We start from the raw sequence: 18632 nt of genomic DNA, 5'->3' as shown, positions 1-18632 counted from the left end.
CGCCGAAGGGCTTCAAGGACGCCTACAAGCAGATCGCCGAAGGCGGCTGGATGGGCCTGTCGTCGCCGGCCGAATATGGCGGCCAGGGCCTGCCGATCACGCTGACCCAGACGGTGCAGGAATTCCTGAACTCCGCCAATATGGCATTCGCGATGTATCCGGGGCTGACCATGGGCGCCGCGGCGGCGCTGACGGTGCACGGCTCGCCGGAGCAGAAGCAGACCTATCTGCCCAAGATGGTGTCCGGCGAGTGGACCGGTACCATGAACCTCACCGAGCCGCAGTGCGGCACCGATCTCGGCCTGCTGCGGACCAAGGCGGTGAAGCAGGCGGACGGCAGCTACAAGATCACCGGTACCAAGATCTTCATCTCGGCCGGTGAGCACGATATGGCCGACAACATCATCCATCTGGTGCTGGCGCGGATCGAAGGCGCACCGGCCGGAATCAAGGGCATCTCGCTGTTCGTGGTGCCGAAATTCCTGGTCAACCCGGACGGCACCGTCGGCGCCCGCAACGGCGTGATCTGCGGCTCGATCGAGCACAAGATGGGCATCCACGGCAACGCCACGTGCACCATGAACTACGACGGCGCCACCGGCTGGCTGGTCGGCGAAGAGAACAAGGGCATGCAGGGCATGTTCGTGATGATGAACGAGGCTCGCCTCGGCGTCGCCGTGCAGGGGCTCGCGCAGTCGGAAGTCGCCTATCAGAACGCCGTCGAATACGCCCGCGAACGGCTGCAAGGCCGGGCGCTGTCGGGACCGAAGGCGACCGACAAGCCGGCCGATCCGATCATCGTGCATCCCGACATCCGCCGCGCGCTGCTGACGATGCGCGCCTTCAACGAGGCGGCGCGGGCGCTGGTGCTGTGGACCGCGCTGAAGAGCGACGTCGCGCATCGCTCCAGCGACGCCAAGGAGCGCCAGGTGGCCGACGATCACCTCGGCCTGATGACGCCGGTGCTGAAGGGCGTGCTGACCGACGGCGGCTTTGCCAATGCGGTCGCCGCGCAGCAGGTTTACGGCGGCCACGGCTACATCGCCGCCAACGGCGTCGAGCAGTTCGTCCGCGATGCCCGCATCGCGATGATCTACGAAGGCGCCAACGGCATTCAGGCGCTCGACCTGGTCGGCCGCAAGCTGCCGCGTGACGGCGGCCGCGCCGTGATGGCGTTCTTCGCCGAGGTCGGCGCCTTCGCCAAGGAGCACGGCGGCGACGAGGCGATGAAGCCGTTCGTGGCGCCGCTGTCGACTTCGCTCGGCCATCTGCAGAAGGCTACCACCTGGCTGATGATGAACGCGATGGCCCAGCCCGATAACGCCGGCGCCGCCGCCACCGACTACATGCACCTCTTCGGCCTCGTGGCGATGGGCTACATGTGGGCCAAGATGGCCAAGGTGGCGCAGGACAAGATCGCGGCTGAGGGTGCAAAGCCCTTCCTGACCCGCAAGCTGGTCACCGGCCGGTTCTTCGCCGAGCGGATGCTGCCCGAGACCGCGCTGCGGCTGACCCGGATCGAATCCGGCTGCGCCACGCTGATGGAACTGCCGGCGGAAGCGTTCTGACGCTTTCGTCAAACCAACGTCGTCATTGCGAGCGAAGCGAAGTAGTCCGAGCCGCGCACGAAGTCTGGATTGCTTCGTCGCTACGCTCGTCGCAATGACGCCTCGACACGCGATTGTTCAATTCGTCCGGCTCCTGTGAGCCCGGACCGAAACGGGAGAAAACGGATGCCCGAAGCCTATATTTACGATCACGTTCGCACTCCGCGCGGCCGCGGCAAGGCCGACGGCTCGCTGCACGAGGTGACCGCGCTGGCGCTCGCCACCGTGCCGCTGAAGGCGCTGAAGGAGCGCAACAACCTCAAGAAGGACGTGGTCGACGACGTCGTGATGGGGGTGGTCGATCCAGTCGGCGAAGCCGGCTCGGACATCGCGCGGTTCGCGGCGATGAAGGCGGGCCTCGGCGAAGCGGTGCCCGGCGTGCAGATCAGCCGGTTCTGCGCCTCCGGTCTCGATGCGGTGAACTTCGCCGCGGCGCAGATCATGAGCGGCCAGCACGAGCTGGTGATCGGCGGCGGCGCGGAATCGATGAGCCGTATCGGCATCGGTGCTTCGGGCGGTGCCTGGCCGATGGATCCGTCGATGGCGATCCCGTCCTACTTCATGCCGCAGGGCATTTCGGCCGACCTGATCGCCACCAAATACGGTTTCTCGCGTGACGACGTCGACGCCTATGCGGTGCGCAGCCAGCAGCTCGCCGCGAAGGCCTGGGACGAAGGCCGGTTCGACAAGTCGGTGGTGCCGGTGAAGGACATCAACGGCCTGACCATCCTGGCCAAGGACGAGCACATGCGTCCCTCGACGACGATGCAGTCGCTGGCGCAGCTGCAGCCGTCGTTCGCGCCGATCGCTGCGATGGGCGGGTTCGACGCGGTCGCGATCCAGTCGCATCCGGAAGTCGAGAAGGTCAACTACGTGCACCATGCCGGCAACTCGTCCGGTATAGTCGACGGCGCCGGCGCGGTGCTGCTCGGCAGCAAGGAAGCCGGTGAGAAGCATGGTTTGAAGCCGCGTGCGAAAATCCGCGCCTTCGCCAATATCGGCTCGGAGCCGGCGATGATGCTGACCGGCCCGGTCGACGTCACCAACAAGCTGTTCGAGCGCTCCGGCATGAAGAAGAGCGACATCGATCTGTTCGAACTCAACGAGGCGTTCGCGTCGGTGGTGCTGCGCTACATGCAGGCGTTCGAGATCGACAACGACAAGATCAACGTCAATGGCGGCGCGATCGCGCTCGGCCATCCGCTCGGCGCCACCGGTGCGATGATCCTCGGCACCGTGCTCGACGAGCTCGAGCGCACCGGCAAGGCGACCGCGCTGGTGACGCTGTGTATCGGCGGCGGCATGGGCACCGCCACCATCATCGAGCGGGTGTGAGTATTCGATAGCGCGGCGGGCCGCGCCACGTGCGCCGGCCTGCTCCCTCCCCGCAAGGGGGAGGGGAGATGAACAACAACCGCCGCGCCGGAATGGCTGCTGGCAGCGAAGGAGCTAATCAGATGACCTTCAAGAACTTCAAAGTCGAGACCGACGCCGACGGCATTGCGCTCGTCACCTGGGACCTGCCCGGCAAGTCGATGAACGTGCTCGACACCGCGACGATCGAGGAACTCGGCGCGATCGCCGAACAGACCAGCAAGGACGCCGCGGTCAAGGGCGTGGTGATCACTTCGGCCAAGGAGGCGTTCTGCGCCGGTGCCGATCTGTCGATGCTGGAGGGCATGAACCAGCAGTTCGCCCAGATCCGCAAAGACAAGGGCGAAGAAGCCGCCCAGAAGATGCTGTTCGACGAGAGCCGCAAGCTGTCGCAGATTCTGCGCGGCATCGAGACCTGCGGTAAGCCGTGGGTCGCGGCGATCAACGGTCTGGCGCTCGGCGGCGGCTTCGAAGTCACGCTGGCCTGCCACTATCGCGTCGCAGCCGACAATCCGAAGACCCGGCTCGGCCTGCCCGAGATCAAGGTCGGCCTGTTCCCGGGCGGCGGCGGCACCCAGCGGATTCCGCGCATTGTCGATCCGCAGAACGCGATGACCATCCTGCTCAAGGGCGATCAGATCAAGCTCGACAAGGCCAAGGCGCTGAAGCTGGTCGACGCGGTGGTGCCGGCGGCCGATCTGATCAAGACCGCCAAGGACTGGATCAAGGGCGGCGGCAAGGCGGTGGCGCCGTGGGACGAGAAGGGCTTCAAGCTGCCCGGCGGCCCGGTGTTCTCCAAGCAGGGCATGATGATGTTCCCGGCCGGCAACGCCATCTATCGCCGCGAGACCTACGACAACTATCCGGCCGCCCGCGCCATCATGAGCTGCGTCTATGAGGGCCTGCTGGTGCCGATCGACGTCGCGCTGCGGATCGAGTCGCGCTACTTCGCGCACGTGCTGCAGACCAAGGAAGCGGCGGCGATGATCCGCAGCCTGTTCCTGTCGATGCAGGAGCTGAACAAGGGCGCGCGCCGCCCGCAGGGCGTGCCGCCGACCAAGGTCAAGAAGCTCGCCATCATCGGCGCCGGCTTCATGGGCGCCAGCGTCGGCTACGTCTCGGCCAAGGCCGGCATCGAGGTGGTGCTGATCGATCGCGACCAGGAGAGCGCCGACAAGGGCAAGGCGCATTGCCAGTCGGTGATCGAAGGTCTCATCAAGAAGGGCCGCGCCAAGGAGGCCGACCGTGACGCGCTGATGTCGCGCATCACCGCGACCGCAGACTTTGGCGCGATCTCGGATGCCGATCTGGTGATCGAGGCCGTGTTCGAGGATCGCAAGGTCAAGGCCGAGACCTACGCCAAGGCGCAGCCGCTCTTGAAGGAAGGCGCGATCTTCGCCTCCAACACCTCGACGCTGCCGATCAACTCGCTGGCCGAAGAGTTCAAGGACCAGTCGAAGTTCATCGGCATCCACTTCTTCTCGCCGGTCGAGAAGATGATGCTGGTCGAAGTGATCGTCGGCAAGAACACCGGCGATGTCGCGCTCGCCACCGCGCTCGACTACACCCGGCAGATCAGCAAGACCCCGATCGTGGTCAACGACAGCCGCGGCTTCTTCGCCAATCGCTGCGTGCTGCGCTTCACCGCCGAAGGCCTCGAGATGCTGATGGAAGGCGTCCCGGCGCCGATGATCGAGACCGCCGCCAAGATGGCCGGCATGCCGGTCGGCCCGCTGTCGCTGGCCGACGAAGTCGCGCTCGACCTGATCCTCAAGATCATGAAGGCGACCGAAGCCGATCTCGGCGAACAGGCGGTCGATCAGCAGCAGAAGAAGCTGATGGTCGAGCTGGTCGAAAAGCAGGGTCGGTTCGGCCGCAAGAACGGCAAGGGCTTCTACGTCTATCCGGAGAAGGGCAAGGGCCAGAAGAGCCTGTGGGACGGCATCGCCGCGCTGCAGCCCAAGCACCTCGATCCAGACACCATCGACGTCGAAGAGCTGAAGCAGCGCTTCCTCGCCGTACAGGCGGTGGAAGCCGCCCGCACTGTCGAGGACAACGTCATCGTCGATCCGCGCGAGGCCGATGTCGGCTCGATCCTCGGCTTCGGCTTCGCGCCGTTCACCGGCGGCACGCTCAGCTACATCGACTTCATGGGCACAAAGGAGTTCGTGGCGCTGTGCCACAAGCTCGAGGGCAAATACGGCTCGCGCTTCACCCCGCCGAAACTGCTCGAAGACATGGCCAAGACCGGCGACACCTTCTACCACCGCTTCGCCCCGAAGAAGCAGGCTGCGGCGTAAGCAGCCCGAGCACAGCCGGCTCCCTCTCCCGCGCGCGGGAGAGGGCTGGGGTGAGGGCGCCCCAGGCACTCAGTTCGCAATCTGCGGAGAGATTGGCCTTACCTTGATCGCTACGCGATGCGACCTCTCCCGCAAGCGGGATGGGTCACGCGACCGAGCATCAGTGCTCGCGTCGCCCTCACCCCACCCCTCTCCCGCAAGCGGGAGAGGGAGCGCGCTGCCGCTGGGGCGAGTCTTCCTCTTACTTTCAGCAGAAACAACAAGGGCCGGATCATCGTGATCCGGCCCTTTGTCTTTCCGCGCTACTCCCACTCCGTCATTGCGAGCGAAGCGAAGCAATCCAGTTCAGTGCACCGCGCTGGATTGTTTCGTCGCTTCGCTCCTCGCAATGACGAACGAGAAACGAAATTCCTCACGCCTTCTGCAGCAGCCCTTCGCTTTGCAGCGCGTCCTGCACCTTCGGCCGGGCGGCGACGCGGGCCTTGAAGGCGGCGAGGTTGGGGTAAGGGGCGAGGTCGATCTTCATCCGGTCGCACCAGCTCAGGATCACGAACAGGTAGCCGTCGGCCACTGTGAACGATGCGCCCATCAGATAGTCCTTGCCGGCGAGCTGCTTGTCGACATAGCCGAGGTGGCGGGCGATGCGGTCCTTGAAGAAATTCTTGGCATCGTCGCCGAGCGTCGGGGCGAACAGCGGGCCGAAGCTCTTGTGCAGGTCGGTCGAGATGTAGTTCAGCCATTCCTGCAGCCGGTAGCGTTCGATCGTCCCGGCCTTCGGCGCCAGCTTGCCGGAGCCTTCCTGGTCGGCGATGAACTGCACGATCGCCGGCCCCTCGGTCAGCACCGAGCCGTCGTCGAGGCCGAGCGCCGGGACCGAGCCCTTCGGGTTGATCGCGGCGTAGTCGTCGCCATTTTCGAGCTTCTTGGCCCGGATATCGACCTTGACCAGGTCGAACGGCAGGCCGGCCTCGCTGAGCGCGATATGCGGCGACAGCGAACAGGCGCCTGGCGAATAATACAGCTTCATGGGCGGCTTCCTCGGGTGGGATTGGATTTGTCGGCGCGGGCGATTAAATCCCGGTGCATGGGCAAGTCAAGATTGATGCACCTGCATACACTGCGCTACAGTCGCTGCGGATGGACGAGCCGATGAAACGCAAACCATCGACCGAGGCCACGGCCGCCTGGGTCCGCCTGATGCGGGTCCGGAGCCGGGTATTGGACGCTGTCGAGCAGGATCTGAAGAAGGCGGGCTTCCCGCCGCTGGCGTGGTACGACGCGCTGCTCGAACTGGCGCGCGCGCCGGGCGGGGAGATGCGCCCGGTCGAGCTCGAAAAGCAGATGCTGATCCCGCAATACTCGACCTCGCGCCTGGTCGACCGGTTGGTCGACGAGGGGTTGGTGGTGCGCCGCGAATGCCATAGCGACAAACGGGGTCAGTTCGTCGAAATCACCGAAGCGGGGCGCGACTTGCAGAAGAGAATGTGGACCGCCTATTCGGCGGCGATCGAAAAACACGTCGGCTCGAAATTGTCCGATGCCGACGCGGTCAGCCTGTGCGGTCTGCTCGACCGGCTCGGCTGCGCGTGCCACGGCTCCGCCGCTGCGCTCGATGCGCGAGACACCGCAGTCTCGCGATGATAAACAGCTCTCGCTTCGTGTTCGCGGTTGCTTCCGGCCGCGGTTTCCACCACCCCGCGTCGCCCGATCTCGCGCGCTTCTTTTGGACTTCCCATGGCGCGTGACCAGCTCGACATGACCCCGCTGAATTCGCGCGACGAACTGGTCGCGTGGCTTGCGGCGGGCGTAAAATCGCCGGCCGAATTTCGTATCGGCACCGAGCACGAGAAGACCCCCTTCACGCTCGACGGTCATCGCCCGGTGCCCTACGCCGGTGCGCGCGGCATCGGCGCGCTGCTCGACGGCATGCAGATCCTGCTCGGCTGGGACCCGATCATGGAGGGGCCGCACATCATCGGGCTGCACGACGTCACCGGCGGCGGTGCGATCTCGCTGGAGCCGGGCGGACAGTTCGAATTGTCGGGCGCGCCGGTCGAGACCGTGCACCAGACCCACGCCGAACTGATGGCGCATCTGTCGCAGGTCCGGGAGGTCGCCACGCCGCTCGGCATCGGCTTCCTCGGCCTCGGCCTGACGCCGTCCTGGTCGCGCAGCGAAATCCCGGTGATGCCGAAGGGCCGCTACAAGATCATGACCAACTACATGCCGAAGGTCGGCTCCTACGGCCTCGACATGATGTACCGGACCTGCACGGTGCAGACCAATCTCGACTTCTCGTCCGAAGCCGACATGGTCAAAAAGCTCCGGGTGTCGCTGGCGCTGCAGCCGGTCGCCACCGCGCTGTTCGCGAACTCGCCGTTCACCGAGGGCAAGCCGAACGGCCTGTTGTCGTTCCGCTCCGAGATCTGGCGCGACACCGACAATGATCGGTCCGGCATGCTGCCGTGGGCGTTCGAAGACGGCATGGGATTCGAGCGCTGGGTCGACTACGCGCTCGACGTGCCGATGTACTTCGTCAAACGCGGCGACGAATACATCGATGTCGCCGGTTCGTCGTTCCGCAAGTTCTTCGATGGTAACAACGAGAAGCTGCCCGGACAGCGTCCGACGCTGTCGGACTGGGCCAACCATCTGTCGACGATTTTCCCCGAGGTACGGCTGAAGCGGTATCTCGAGATGCGCGGGGCCGACGGCCAGCCATGGGGCCGCCTGACCGCGCTGCCGGCGTTCTGGGTCGGGCTGCTGTACGACGATGCCAGCCTCGACGCCGCCTGGGAGCTGGTCAAGAACTGGACCGCCGAGGAGCGCCAAACGCTGCGGGACGAGGTTCCGCGGCTCGGGTTCAAGGCCAAGATCGGCAACCGCAGCCTGCTCGAAGTCGCCAAGGATTGCATGGTGCTGGCGCATGCGGGGCTGCGTCGCCGCGGCCGGATCGACGGCTCCGGTCTCGACGAATCGCGGCATCTGACGCCGCTTGATCGCATCCTCGACAGCGGCCGCACACCGGCCGAAGACATGCTGGAGAAGTATCACGGCGTCTGGCGCGGCTCGGTGGAGCCGGCCTACGACGAATACGCGTTCTGAACGCTGGCGGACCAAGACCGCGCTGGTCCGCGCCGTTCATCCCCCATACAGGTTGTCAGCCGTCTGATGAAGGCTTGGGGCTGCGCTCCGGACCGGCCCGAGGTTCATCGGCCGGAACTCCGAGCCTAACGCGAAAGCAAGTGTGAATGCGAAGCGGCCTGCTCAGGGCGTGTTGGCTCGTGCTCGCCGTGGCAGCGGCGACGCTGTCGCCGCATGCGTCGTGGGCCCAGGCGAATTTCGACCGGATCGGCGGCGACTATCTGCGCACGCCGGTGACCAGCGGCGATCCGGCCGAATGCGGACTGATGTGCGAACGCGACAAGCGTTGCCGGTCGTGGACCTTCAGCTATCCGCGCTCGCCCGAGGAGGGCGCGATGTGCTGGCTGAAGAGCACTGTACCACCGCGTACCCCCAGTTCGTGCTGCGTCTCGGGTGTCCGTGGCGCGGGAGTGCTGGAGCCGCGCAACGATTCCAACGAAGTTTCGATCGACCGTTACGGCGGAGACTATCGCAATTTCGAGTTGAAGGCCGGCGAGGGTGACGAGGCTTGCAAGGCGGCCTGCGTCGACGAGCACAAATGCCGGGCCTGGACCTACGCCCGCCCGGGCTATGTCGGGCGCAATGCGCGCTGCTTTCTAAAGAGCCACATCAAGCCGCCACGGCGGAAGCCTGGATTCATTTCGGGCGTGGTCAGGTAACATCCCGGCTCGTCCCGGCGTATCTGTTGCGCGCGGCCGAAGCGGCCCTGCGCTTGCAACGGAGGACTACGCCATGTCGCCGATCATCACCCGGAAGAGCTTCAACCGTGCCGTGCTGGCGGCTGCCGTCGCCGCGCTGCTGCCGCTGTCGGGGGCGCTGGCTTCGACCGCCAGCCCGTACACGCCGGCAGCCTTCAAGGCGGCGCAGTCCGCCGGCGAGCCGGTGCTGATCGAAATTCACGCCGATTGGTGCCCGACCTGCAAGGCGCAGACGCCGATCATCCAGCGTCTTGCGGCCGATCCGAAATTCGCCAAGGTGAAGATCTTCCGGGTCGACTTCGACGGCCAGAAGGACGTGGTGAAGCAGTTCGGCGCCACCATGCAGTCGACCCTGATCGTGTTCAACGGCGCCGCCGAAAAGGGGCGCTCGGTCGGCGACACCAAGGAAGCCTCGATCGCATCGCTGCTCGCCAAGGCGCTGTGACGCCGTGACGGCGCTGGCACTGGCCTTCGTGGCCGGGCTGCTGTCGATCCTGTCGCCCTGCGTGCTGCCGCTGGTGCCGATCGTGCTCGGCGCCGCGGTGGCGCAGCATCGTCATGGGCCGCTGGCCCTGGCAGCAGGGCTGGCGCTGTCGTTCACGCTGATCGGGCTGCTGGTCGCGGTGGCGGGCTTCGGCCTCGGCCTCGACGCCGGATTCTTTCGCGCGTTGGCGGCGGTGGTGATGATCGCGCTCGGCACCGTGTTGCTGGTGCCGTCGTGGCAGATGCGGCTCTCCGCCGCCGGTGGTCCGATGTCGAGCCTGGCGGATCAATATTTCGGCCAAGCCTCCGGCTCGGGTCTCGCCGGGCAGTTCGGTATTGGTCTGCTGCTCGGGGCGGTGTGGTCGCCTTGCGTCGGACCGACGCTCGGCGCGGCGTCGCTGCTGGCTTCAAAAGGTCGCGATCTTCCGATGGTGGCGCTGACCATGGCGGCGTTCGGAATCGGTGCGGCGCTGCCGCTGATTGCGCTCGGTCTGCTGTCGCGGGCGAGCCTGATGGCGGTCCGCGGCCGGCTGTTGTCGGCCGGCAAGCTCGGCAAGGCGGTGCTCGGCGGGGCCTTCGTCGCGATCGGCCTTGCGATCGTCACCGGCCTCGACAAGCAGATCGAGGCGGTGCTGGTCGCCGTCTCGCCGGACTGGCTCACCAATCTGACGACGCGCTTCTGAGGGCGAGCGCGCGCCGCCCTCAATGCACCGAGGTGAAGAACCGCGCCACCCGGAAGCCGGACAGCCAGTCGGTGACCGGCTGGCGGCGGACGCCGGGATTCCACGAGCCGACGATGGCATCGACCCGGCCGACCAGATCGTCGATCGGCAGCATGCCGACGCCGCCGTCGCGCACCGGGACGCGGCTGTCGGAGGAGTTGTCGCGGTTGTCGCCCATCACGAACAGATGGCCGGGCGGCACCGTCACTTCCGGCGTGTTGTCGAGCCGGCCGTTGTCGTAGAGCTTGAAGATCGGGTGGGCGACCCCGCCGGGCAGCGTTTCGATATAGCGCGCGGCGGTTTCGTAGGAGCCGTTGTCGTCCTCGGCCCGGCCGGTGCCATCCGGCGTCACCTTGGCGGCTTCGCCGTTGATGAACACCCGGCCGCCGTCGATCTGCACCCGGTCGCCCGGCAGGCCGATCACTCGCTTGACCCAGACCTGCGAGCGGTCGCCGGGCCAGCGGAACACCACCACGTCGCCGCGATGCGGGGCCGAGCCGAACAGGCGGCCGGTCTCCGGAAACGCCACATGGATCGGCAGCGACGCCGACGAGTAGCCGTAGGGATATTTCGAGGCGAGCAGCGCATCGCCGATCAACAGCGTCGGCTCCATCGAGCCCGACGGCACGTAGAACGGTTCGGCCAGAGCCGCCTTGCCCACCAGCACGATCGCCACGACTGCGGCGAGCTGCGTGAACTGCGAGCCCCAGCGCCGCGCCTTGCTCGCGGCCGTCTCCGTCTTCGTCGTCATCCGCCGGTGCCTCCGACCGTAATCTTGTCCATGCGCAGCGTCGGCTGGCCGACGCCTACCGGCACGCCCTGGCCGTTCTTGCCGCAGGTGCCGATGCCGTCGTCGAGCTGCATGTCGTTTCCGATCATGGAAATGCGGTGCAAATCGGTCGGGCCGTTGCCGATCAGCATCGCGCCCTTCAGCGGCGCGCCGATCTTGCCGTTCTCGATCTTATAGGCCTCGGTGCACTGGAACACGTATTTGCCCGACGTGATGTCGACCTGACCGCCGCCGAAGTTCGCCGCGTAGATGCCGTTCTTCACCGAAGCGAGGATCTCGGCCGGGTCGCGCTGGCCGGCCAGCATGTAGGTGTTGGTCATCCGCGGCATCGGCACATGGGCGTAGGACTGCCGGCGGCCGTTGCCGGTCGGCTTCATGCCCATCAGCCGGGCGTTCTGGCGGTCCTGCATGTAGCCGGTGAGAATGCCGTCCTCGATCAGCACGGTGCGGCTGGTCGGAGTGCCCTCGTCGTCGATCGACAGCGAGCCGCGCCGCGCCGAAATCGTGCCGTCGTCGACCACGGTCACGCCCTTGGCGGCGACCTGCTGGCCCATCAGGCCGGCAAAAGCGGACGTCTTCTTGCGGTTGAAATCGCCCTCGAGGCCGTGGCCGACCGCCTCGTGCAGCATCACGCCGGGCCAGCCGGGGCCGAGCACCACATCCATTTCGCCGGCCGGGGCCGGCACCGATTCGAGGTTGACCAGCGCCTCGCGCAGTGCGCCGTCGGCGGCGTCACGCCAGGCCTTGGTCTCGATGAACCGCGCATAGGGCTCGCGGCCGCCGTACCCCTTGGAGCCGCTCTCCTGGCGGTCGCCCTGGCCGGCGACCACCGAGACGTTGACGCGCACCAGCGGGCGGATGTCGCGATAGCTCTCGCCGTCGGGGCGCAGGATCTCGACCACCTGCCAGGTGGCGCCGACCGACACCGACACCTGCCGCACCCGCGGGTCCTTGTCGCGGATATAGGCGTCGATCTCGCCGAGCAGCTTGACCTTGGCCTCGAAGCCCGGCGCGTCGAGCGGGTTGTCGTCGCCATACAGCCGCACATTGGTGTGCGCCGGCGCCACCGCCAGCGTGCCGCTGTAGTCGCCGCGCACGGCCGCGACCGCGTCCGCGGCGCGGATCAGCGCCGGCAGCGACACGTCGGAGGAATGCGCATAGCCGACCGCGTCGTCCTTAACGGCGCGTAAACCGAAGCCCTGCGCGGTGTCGTAGGTCGCCTGCTTCAGCCGGCCGTTGTCGAAGGCGAGCGCCTCGGTCTGGCTGTATTCGAAAAACAGCTCGCCATCGTCCGCCCCCTGCAGCCCCCGCGCGATCTCGCGCCTCACCTCGTCGCGATCGAGATTGGCGCGGTCGATGAGCGAGGTCTGGGCTGGATTGGTCATGAGGTTCTGTTCCCGAAGTTGTTCGGGGCACAAGATAGGTGGTCTGACCTGGTTCTGCGAGGGGGTGGCGGATTTGGGGGGCGACGCCTGCGTCCCACCGAAAAAGCATGCTATGGTCTTCAGATGGACTACCGGGACATCATCACCATCGAGCCGGGCAAGCGAGGCGGGCGCCCCTGCATTCGCCATATGCGGATCGCGGTCGCAGATGTGCTCTGCTGGCTGGCCGATGGCCAGACGCCGGAAGAGATTATCTCCGATTTCCCGGAACTGACCGAACAGGACATCCGCGCGGCGCTCGCCTATGCGGCGGATCGTGAACGGCGGCTCATCACGGCTTCGTAATGAAGCTACTGTTCGACCAGAACCTGAGCTTCAAACTCTGCCAAGACGTCTCCGATCTTTTCCCAGGATCGTGCCATGTGCGCGATGTCGGCCTGACGCAGGCAGACGACCGGGCGATATGGAGCTTCGCTCGGGCCAATCAGTTGACGATCGTGTCCCAGGACGCAGACTTTTCCGACTTGGCGATGCTGCTGGGGCCGCCGCCGAAAGTGATTTGGGTGCGCTCAGGAAATCGGCCGCGCACCACAATCGCGTTGTTGCTTCGAACCCACGCCAGTTTGATTGCGGAGTTCGAGGCCGACGACGCGATCTGTCTGGAAATCTATTAGCTCAAAGATCTGAGACCGAGTTTGAAGATCGGTGCGTGGCGGGTTGCTTGACAATGTATCGCGCGCGATATAAATCACCCTCCATGAAATCGCCCTCGACATCGTCACGCACAACGCGTTCGGCGGACAAGCAGAGGCTGGAGAACCAGCTTTGCTTTGCGCTGTATTCGACGCTGCTCGGGGTCAACAAAGTGTATCGCGGCCTGCTGCGCGAGTTCGATCTGACCTATCCGCAGTATCTGGTGATGCTGGTGCTGTGGGAGAAGGATCGGGTCAACGTCTCGGAGATCTGTGAGCAGCTTTATCTCGAGACCACGACGCTGACGCCGCTGTTGAAGCGGCTTGAGGCGCGCGGGCTGATCAGCCGGCGACGTTCGGCCGAGGACGAGCGGCAGGTGATCGTCAGCCTCACCGAGGAAGGGCGGGCCCTGCGCCAGCAGCTCAAGCATGTGCCGGACTGCCTCGGTGCCGCGATGGGTGGTTCGTTCGACGACATCTACGAGCTACGCGACAAGCTCACGAAGGTTCGATCCAAATTGTTTCAGACCGCCTGATGCCGGAGGAGGCCCGGCCAACAAATCAATCGGCGCAAAAATATCGCGCGCGATAATCATGCGAGCGATCAAAATCGGTCGTAGAGTTTCCCAGGACCATCAACCCGAGAAGGACCACACCATGTCAGTCGAGAAAGTTCTCTACCGCGCTACGGCTACTGCAACGGGAGGTCGCGATGGGCGCGGCGTCAGCAGCGACGGGCATCTCGACGTCGCCCTGACGACGCCGAAGGAGCTTGGCGGCGCCGGCGGCGCCGGCACCAATCCGGAGCAACTGTTTGCGGTCGGCTACTCCGCCTGCTTCCTCGGCGCGATGAAGTTCGTCGCCGGGCGCGACAAGCTGCCGATCCCGAAGGACGTCAGCGTCACCGGTTCGGTCGGCATCGGCCCGATCCCGACCGGCTTCGGCATCGAAGTCGAGCTGAAGATCAGCCTGCCGGGCATGGATCCGGCCCAGGCGCAGACGCTGGTCGACCGCGCCCACATCGTCTGCCCGTATTCCAACGCCACGCGCGGCAACATCGACGTGACGTTGACGCTGGTGTGAGGCCGCGTCGATCACGCGTGACGGTTTCAATAGCGTCTCGCCACAAAGATCGTCATGCCCGGCTTGACCCGCCTGCGCGGCCGTAGCCGCTTCGACGCGGCGAAGGCCCGGGCATCCACGATTTCAAGCGAGGCCGTGCGTGTGTCCGTGGATGGCCGGGTCGGGCCCGGCCATGACGGCTATTGTGCGGAAACAGAGTGCATCATAGCCGGCGCCGCGTGATGCGAGGCGACTATCGACTGTGGAACGGCGGCCGCGGACGTTAGAGTCCCGTGCCGTCCTACGGCAGCTTGTCGTAGCCTTCGCCGAGGCCGTTGAGGCTGAGCGGGAAGCCGATGCCTTCTTCGGGCGTCTCGAAGATGATGAAGGTCGCGGTCTTGGCGCTGCGCAGTTGGCCGAGCAGCTTGTCGTCCATCACCACTTCGGCGACGCAGCCGTTCGGCAGACAGCGCACGAAGCCGGCGCGGCCGATGTCGGCGTTGTCGAGCTTGAGGCCGAGGCCCGACGGCAGCAGCACGCCGAGCGGGGCCACCACGCGCATCAGCTTGCTCTTCTGATCGGCGGTCTTGAGAATGATGACGGTGAGGCCGGCGTTGGAGCGATCCTCGGCGACCACGCTCTGGATCAGCGCGCATTGCTCGGCCTTCGCGCCCGGCGGGGTGTCGCAGCGGATCTGCCAGTCGCCATGGACCGAGCGCACAGCGCCCTGAGCGTAGGCGCTGCCGCTGCCGAACAGCGCCGCCAGCGCGATCATACCGACCGCCAGCAGGCCTCCGTTCGCGGTGCGGCGGCTCGAGGCGAGAATCGGCGAAAGTCTGGCAAGGCCCATCAGAGGTGTTTCCGAGGTCGTAACGGGTGAACGATGCGTTTTGCGGCGGGTTCCGACTGACCGCCAATGACGGCGCCATGAAGGCAGCTCGCGCGCCGGCGAATCAGGCTTCCGTGACGTTCGGGTGCTTTGCCTACAGCGAGGCCAGCATCTGTCAAGACGGCCTCACATTCCCTGGTGGTCGTGTCAGTGTCCGGCGACGCGATCCATCGCCGATCAGAAGTTGAACCTGTTGTTTGTGCGAGCCCGTCTCAATCCTCATTGCGAGGGGCGCTGAATTGTGTTTCAAAAGTAAACTAAGAAGCGTTCGCACTTGGCTACGCTTTTGTGCCGGGCGCCAAAAAACTGCACGGTTGGTCACGCCGATACGGCGGGCTTGCTGTGACTAGTCATAGGGAGCGCGGCGGCATGAAGGTGTCGAAGGGGCGAATCGGGCGGTGGTCGCTGGGGCTTGCGATCGCCTGCTGCGCGGCAGCGGTCGGCGGGACCGCCTTTGCCGAAATGGGGCAGCCTGCGCCCTGGGAAATGACGCTTCAGCAGCCCGCCTCACCGGTGATGCAAAACATTGTCTGGTTTCACAGCTTCCTGCTGTGGCTGATTACCCTGATCACACTGTTTGTGGCGGCGCTGCTGGTGATCGTGGTGGTGAAGTTCAACGCCAAGGCCAATCCGGTCCCGTCCAAGACCACCCATCATACGCTGATCGAAGTCGCCTGGACGATCGTGCCGGTGCTGATCCTGGTAGCTGTCGCGGTGCCGTCGTTCCGGCTGCTGTTTCTCGAACTGGATATTCCGAAGCCGGACCTCACGGTGAAAGCCACCGGCAACCAGTGGAACTGGACCTACACCTATCCGGACGACAAGATCGAATTCACCTCGATCATGCTGACCGACGAGGAGCGGGCCAAGATGAATCCGGCTCCGCCGCGACTGCTCGGCGTCGACAACGAAATGGTCGTGCCGGTCGATAAGGTGGTGCGGATCCAGACCACCGCGGCCGACGTGATTCATTCCTGGGCGGTGCCGTCGTTCGGCGTGAAGATCGACGCCGTCCCCGGCCGGCTCAACGAGGCCTGGTTCAAGGCCACCAGGGAAGGTCGCTATTACGGCCAGTGCTCGGAGCTGTGCGGGCGCGACCATGCGTTCATGCCGATCGTGGTCCACGTCGTGAACGAGCAGGAGTATCAAGCCTGGAAGAAAAAGCAGCAGGTGGCTTCGCGCAAGCGTGACGAGTCCTACGCTTCGGCCGCTTCCGCCACGCGCTGAGCGCGGCGGCAACGGAGACGTCGAACGGGGGCCGCGAGGTCCGAGGTTTTCAAGTCAGGATCTGAAGATGGCAATGGAAGCTGCAAGGGTCGCCCATTCCGATCACGCGCATGACGATCACGCACATGCGCATCCCACCGGGTGGCGGCGCTACCTGTACTCGACCAATCACAAAGATATCGGCACCATGTACCTGGTGTTCGCGGTGATGGCCGGCATCATCGGCGGCGCGATGTCGATCGCGATCCGGATCGAGCTGATGTATCCCGGCGTTCAGATCTTCCACAATTCCCACACCTACAACGTGTTCGTCACCTCTCACGGCCTGATCATGATCTTCTTCATGGTGATGCCGGCGATGATCGGCGGGTTCGGAAACTGGTTCGTGCCGCTGATGATCGGCGCGCCGGACATGGCTTTCCCGCGCATGAACAACATTTCGTTCTGGCTGCTGCCGGCTGCGTTCACGCTGCTGATCATCTCGACCTTCGTCGAGGGCGAGCCGTCATCGAACGGCGTCGGCACCGGCTGGACGATGTACGCGCCGCTGTCGACGACCGGGCATCCGGGGCCGGCGGTCGACTTCGCGATTCTGGCGCTGCATCTGGCCGGTGCATCTTCGATTCTCGGCGCGATCAACTTCATCACCACGATCTTCAACATGCGCGCGCCGGGCATGACCCTGCACAAGATGCCGCTGTTCGTGTGGTCGGTGCTGATCACCGCGTTCCTGCTGTTGCTGTCGCTGCCGGTGCTCGCCGGTGCCATCACCATGCTGCTGACCGACCGCAATTTCGGAACGACCTTCTTCTCGGCCGAAGGCGGCGGCGATCCGCTGTTGTTCCAGCACCTGTTCTGGTTCTTCGGCCACCCCGAAGTCTACATTCTGATCCTGCCGGGCTTCGGCATGATCAGCCAGATCGTGTCGACCTTCTCGCGCAAGCCGGTGTTCGGCTATCTCGGCATGGCCTACGCGATGGTGGCGATCGGCGTGATCGGCTTCGTAGTGTGGGCTCACCACATGTACACCGTCGGCATGTCGAGCACGACGCAGGCCTATTTCGTCGCCGCCACGATGGTGATCGCGGTGCCGACCGGCGTGAAGGTGTTCTCCTGGATCGCCACGATGTGGGGCGGTTCGATCGAGTTCAAGACGCCGATGCTGTGGGCGGTGGGCTTCATCTTCCTGTTCACGGTCGGCGGCGTCACCGGCGTCGTGCTGGCGAATGCCGGCGTCGACCGGGTGTTGCAGGACACCTATTACGTCGTCGCGCACTTCCACTACGTGCTGTCGCTCGGCGCGGTGTTCGCCATCTTCGCCGGCTGGTACTACTGGTTCCCGAAGATGACCGGCTACATGTACAGCGAAACCATCGGCAAGCTGCACTTCTGGCTCACCTTCATCGGCGTCAACATGGTGTTCTTCCCGCAGCACTTCCTCGGCCTGTCCGGGATGCCGCGGCGCTACGTCGATTATCCGGACGCCTTCGCCGGCTGGAATCTGGTGTCGTCGATCGGCTCCTACATCTCCGGCTTCGCGGTCTTGGTGTTCCTTTACGGGATGGCGCTCGCCTTCATCCGCAAGGAGCGTGCAGCGGACAATCCGTGGGGTCCCGGCGCGACGACGCTGGAATGGACGTTGTCGTCGCCGCCGCCGTTCCATCAGTTCGAAGTGCTGCCGCAGGTTCGTTGAGACCGGTCCTGGAACCTGCATCCGCTGCCGCTGTTGCGCTGGTGGGTGCAGGTCGAAACGAGAGGTGAGTCCGTGTCGGTCATCGATGCCAATCCGATCCCGCTTGCACCCCGGATCTCCGAAGCCGGCGTCGCCGACTACATCGCGCTGCTGAAGCCGCGGGTGATGTCGCTGGTGGTGTTCACCGCGCTGGTCGGCCTGCTGATGGCTCCCGGCAGCTTCCATCCGGTGCTGGCGATCACCGCGATCATCTGCATCGCGGTCGGCGGCGGCGCCGCCGGCGCGCTGAACATGTGGTACGAAGACGATATCGACGCCAAGATGACGCGTACCGCCAACCGGCCGATCCCGCGCGGTCGGGTGACGCGCCCGGAGGCGCTGACCTTCGGCATGACGCTGGCGTTCTTCTCGGTGGTGACGCTCGGCATCCTGGTGAACTGGATCGCGGCCGCACTGCTCGCCTTCACCATCTTCTTCTACGTGGTGATCTACACCTGTCTCTTAAACACATCTGACGCTGCCGACGACGGAGAGAGGCGACGAGTCGGTGGGCGCCGGACGCAACA

At 65.2% G+C, this 18632-nt stretch carries 19 protein-coding genes; 15 read left to right on the top strand and 4 right to left on the bottom strand.

The annotated features are described in order from the left end of the window. From DY468_RS22385 to DY468_RS22375, 3 genes are all read left to right on the top strand, one after another. A partial coding sequence (locus DY468_RS22385) for an acyl-CoA dehydrogenase C-terminal domain-containing protein (RefSeq protein ID WP_164607512.1) occupies positions 1 to 1568 on the top strand: 1568 nt, incomplete at its 5' end. Positions 1569 to 1733: 165 nt separating this feature from the next. Continuing rightward, positions 1734 to 2942 (top strand): acetyl-CoA C-acetyltransferase, encoded by a 1209-nt coding sequence (locus DY468_RS22380; protein ID WP_164607510.1) that lies wholly within the window; start codon positions 1734 to 1736, stop codon positions 2940 to 2942. Between the two features lie 122 nt (positions 2943 to 3064). Beyond that, positions 3065 to 5281 (top strand): 3-hydroxyacyl-CoA dehydrogenase NAD-binding domain-containing protein, encoded by a 2217-nt coding sequence (locus DY468_RS22375; RefSeq protein WP_164607508.1) that lies wholly within the window; start codon positions 3065 to 3067, stop codon positions 5279 to 5281. A 412-nt stretch (positions 5282 to 5693) separates the two neighbouring features. Here the strand turns inward: DY468_RS22375 and gstA are convergent, their stop codons facing one another. Beyond that, on the bottom strand, positions 5694 to 6308 hold the full coding sequence (gene gstA / locus DY468_RS22370) for a glutathione transferase GstA (protein ID WP_164607506.1): 615 nt from the start codon (positions 6306 to 6308) through the stop codon (positions 5694 to 5696). A 122-nt stretch (positions 6309 to 6430) separates the two neighbouring features. On the opposite strand from gstA, the gene DY468_RS22365 reads away from it, so the two are divergent. The 5 genes from DY468_RS22365 to DY468_RS22345 all read left to right on the top strand — a co-directional run bounded on the left by DY468_RS22365 (position 6431) and on the right by DY468_RS22345 (position 10289). Beyond that, positions 6431 to 6922 (top strand): MarR family winged helix-turn-helix transcriptional regulator, encoded by a 492-nt coding sequence (locus DY468_RS22365; RefSeq protein ID WP_164607504.1) that lies wholly within the window; start codon positions 6431 to 6433, stop codon positions 6920 to 6922. Between the two features lie 93 nt (positions 6923 to 7015). Further along, entirely contained in the window at positions 7016 to 8386 is a 1371-nt protein-coding gene (locus DY468_RS22360) for a glutamate--cysteine ligase (RefSeq protein WP_164607502.1), read from the top strand. Positions 8387 to 8532: 146 nt separating this feature from the next. Further along, positions 8533 to 9084 (top strand): PAN domain-containing protein, encoded by a 552-nt coding sequence (locus DY468_RS22355; protein ID WP_164607500.1) that lies wholly within the window; start codon positions 8533 to 8535, stop codon positions 9082 to 9084. Between the two features lie 73 nt (positions 9085 to 9157). Further along, positions 9158 to 9568: a thioredoxin family protein gene (locus DY468_RS22350; protein ID WP_164607498.1), complete on the top strand. Its 411-nt coding sequence runs from the start codon at positions 9158 to 9160 to the stop codon at positions 9566 to 9568. Between the two features lie 4 nt (positions 9569 to 9572). Continuing rightward, the gene (locus DY468_RS22345; RefSeq protein ID WP_164607496.1) at positions 9573 to 10289 is read left to right on the top strand and encodes a cytochrome c biogenesis CcdA family protein; all 717 of its coding nucleotides are present in this window, start codon (positions 9573 to 9575) and stop codon (positions 10287 to 10289) included. A gap of 19 nt (positions 10290 to 10308) precedes the next feature. Here the strand turns inward: DY468_RS22345 and lepB are convergent, their stop codons facing one another. Beyond that, on the bottom strand, positions 10309 to 11079 hold the full coding sequence (gene lepB, locus DY468_RS22340; RefSeq protein ID WP_164607494.1) for a signal peptidase I: 771 nt from the start codon (positions 11077 to 11079) through the stop codon (positions 10309 to 10311). Beyond that, entirely contained in the window at positions 11076 to 12503 is a 1428-nt protein-coding gene (gene tldD, locus DY468_RS22335; protein ID WP_164607492.1) for a metalloprotease TldD, read from the bottom strand. The genes lepB and tldD overlap by 4 nt, the downstream gene beginning before the upstream one ends. Positions 12504 to 12626: 123 nt before the next feature. Between tldD and DY468_RS22330 the strand changes: the two genes are divergently transcribed. The 4 genes from DY468_RS22330 (at position 12627) to DY468_RS22315 (ending at position 14278) form a co-directional block, all read left to right on the top strand. Continuing rightward, positions 12627 to 12848 (top strand): DUF433 domain-containing protein, encoded by a 222-nt coding sequence (locus DY468_RS22330; RefSeq protein WP_164607490.1) that lies wholly within the window; start codon positions 12627 to 12629, stop codon positions 12846 to 12848. Beyond that, entirely contained in the window at positions 12848 to 13177 is a 330-nt protein-coding gene (locus DY468_RS22325; protein WP_164607488.1) for a DUF5615 family PIN-like protein, read from the top strand. The genes DY468_RS22330 and DY468_RS22325 overlap by 1 nt, the downstream gene beginning before the upstream one ends. Positions 13178 to 13260: 83 nt before the next feature. Then, positions 13261 to 13731: a MarR family winged helix-turn-helix transcriptional regulator gene (locus DY468_RS22320; protein WP_164607485.1), complete on the top strand. Its 471-nt coding sequence runs from the start codon at positions 13261 to 13263 to the stop codon at positions 13729 to 13731. Between the two features lie 121 nt (positions 13732 to 13852). Next, positions 13853 to 14278, top strand: a complete 426-nt coding sequence (locus DY468_RS22315; RefSeq protein WP_011156581.1) for an organic hydroperoxide resistance protein — start codon at positions 13853 to 13855, stop codon at positions 14276 to 14278. A gap of 280 nt (positions 14279 to 14558) precedes the next feature. Here the strand turns inward: DY468_RS22315 and DY468_RS22310 are convergent, their stop codons facing one another. After that, positions 14559 to 15107, bottom strand: a complete 549-nt coding sequence (locus DY468_RS22310; RefSeq protein WP_164607483.1) for an invasion associated locus B family protein — start codon at positions 15105 to 15107, stop codon at positions 14559 to 14561. Between the two features lie 408 nt (positions 15108 to 15515). Here DY468_RS22310 and coxB point away from each other — a divergent pair, with 408 nt between their 5' ends. The 3 genes from coxB to DY468_RS22295 form a co-directional block, all read left to right on the top strand. Beyond that, complete coding sequence (coxB, locus tag DY468_RS22305; RefSeq protein ID WP_164607481.1) at positions 15516 to 16373, top strand: cytochrome c oxidase subunit II; 858 nt, start codon at positions 15516 to 15518, stop codon at positions 16371 to 16373. A gap of 67 nt (positions 16374 to 16440) precedes the next feature. Further along, entirely contained in the window at positions 16441 to 18066 is a 1626-nt protein-coding gene (gene ctaD / locus DY468_RS22300) for a cytochrome c oxidase subunit I (protein ID WP_164607479.1), read from the top strand. 72 nt (positions 18067 to 18138) lie between these two features. Continuing rightward, positions 18139 to 18632 (top strand): UbiA family prenyltransferase (locus DY468_RS22295; protein WP_349644322.1); only part of this gene is annotated, 494 nt, incomplete at its 3' end.

Origin of the sequence: Rhodopseudomonas sp. BR0M22 (assembly GCF_010907035.1) — a bacterium.
Classification (GTDB): Bacteria; Pseudomonadota; Alphaproteobacteria; order Rhizobiales; family Xanthobacteraceae; genus Rhodopseudomonas.
This window is presented reverse-complemented; position numbering and strand designations above follow the sequence as displayed.

Excerpts from the sequence above, each read along its gene's own strand:
- DY468_RS22355 (WP_164607500.1), top strand. The coding sequence starts at position 8,533 with ATGCGAAGCGGCCTGCTCAGGGCGTGTTGGCTCGTGCTCGCCGTGGCA.
- DY468_RS22310 (WP_164607483.1), bottom strand. The coding sequence starts at position 15,107 with ATGGGCCTTGCCAGACTTTCGCCGATTCTCGCCTCGAGCCGCCGCACC.
- DY468_RS22365 (WP_164607504.1), top strand. The coding sequence starts at position 6,431 with ATGAAACGCAAACCATCGACCGAGGCCACGGCCGCCTGGGTCCGCCTG.
- tldD (WP_164607492.1), bottom strand. The coding sequence starts at position 12,503 with ATGACCAATCCAGCCCAGACCTCGCTCATCGACCGCGCCAATCTCGAT.
- DY468_RS22320 (WP_164607485.1), top strand. The coding sequence starts at position 13,261 with ATGAAATCGCCCTCGACATCGTCACGCACAACGCGTTCGGCGGACAAG.
- DY468_RS22325 (WP_164607488.1), top strand. The coding sequence starts at position 12,848 with ATGAAGCTACTGTTCGACCAGAACCTGAGCTTCAAACTCTGCCAAGAC.
- DY468_RS22315 (WP_011156581.1), top strand. The coding sequence starts at position 13,853 with ATGTCAGTCGAGAAAGTTCTCTACCGCGCTACGGCTACTGCAACGGGA.
- coxB (WP_164607481.1), top strand. The coding sequence starts at position 15,516 with ATGAAGGTGTCGAAGGGGCGAATCGGGCGGTGGTCGCTGGGGCTTGCG.
- gstA (WP_164607506.1), bottom strand. The coding sequence starts at position 6,308 with ATGAAGCTGTATTATTCGCCAGGCGCCTGTTCGCTGTCGCCGCATATC.
- ctaD (WP_164607479.1), top strand. The coding sequence starts at position 16,441 with ATGGCAATGGAAGCTGCAAGGGTCGCCCATTCCGATCACGCGCATGAC.
- DY468_RS22375 (WP_164607508.1), top strand. The coding sequence starts at position 3,065 with ATGACCTTCAAGAACTTCAAAGTCGAGACCGACGCCGACGGCATTGCG.
- DY468_RS22360 (WP_164607502.1), top strand. The coding sequence starts at position 7,016 with ATGGCGCGTGACCAGCTCGACATGACCCCGCTGAATTCGCGCGACGAA.
- lepB (WP_164607494.1), bottom strand. The coding sequence starts at position 11,079 with ATGACGACGAAGACGGAGACGGCCGCGAGCAAGGCGCGGCGCTGGGGC.
- DY468_RS22380 (WP_164607510.1), top strand. The coding sequence starts at position 1,734 with ATGCCCGAAGCCTATATTTACGATCACGTTCGCACTCCGCGCGGCCGC.
- DY468_RS22330 (WP_164607490.1), top strand. The coding sequence starts at position 12,627 with ATGGACTACCGGGACATCATCACCATCGAGCCGGGCAAGCGAGGCGGG.
- DY468_RS22350 (WP_164607498.1), top strand. The coding sequence starts at position 9,158 with ATGTCGCCGATCATCACCCGGAAGAGCTTCAACCGTGCCGTGCTGGCG.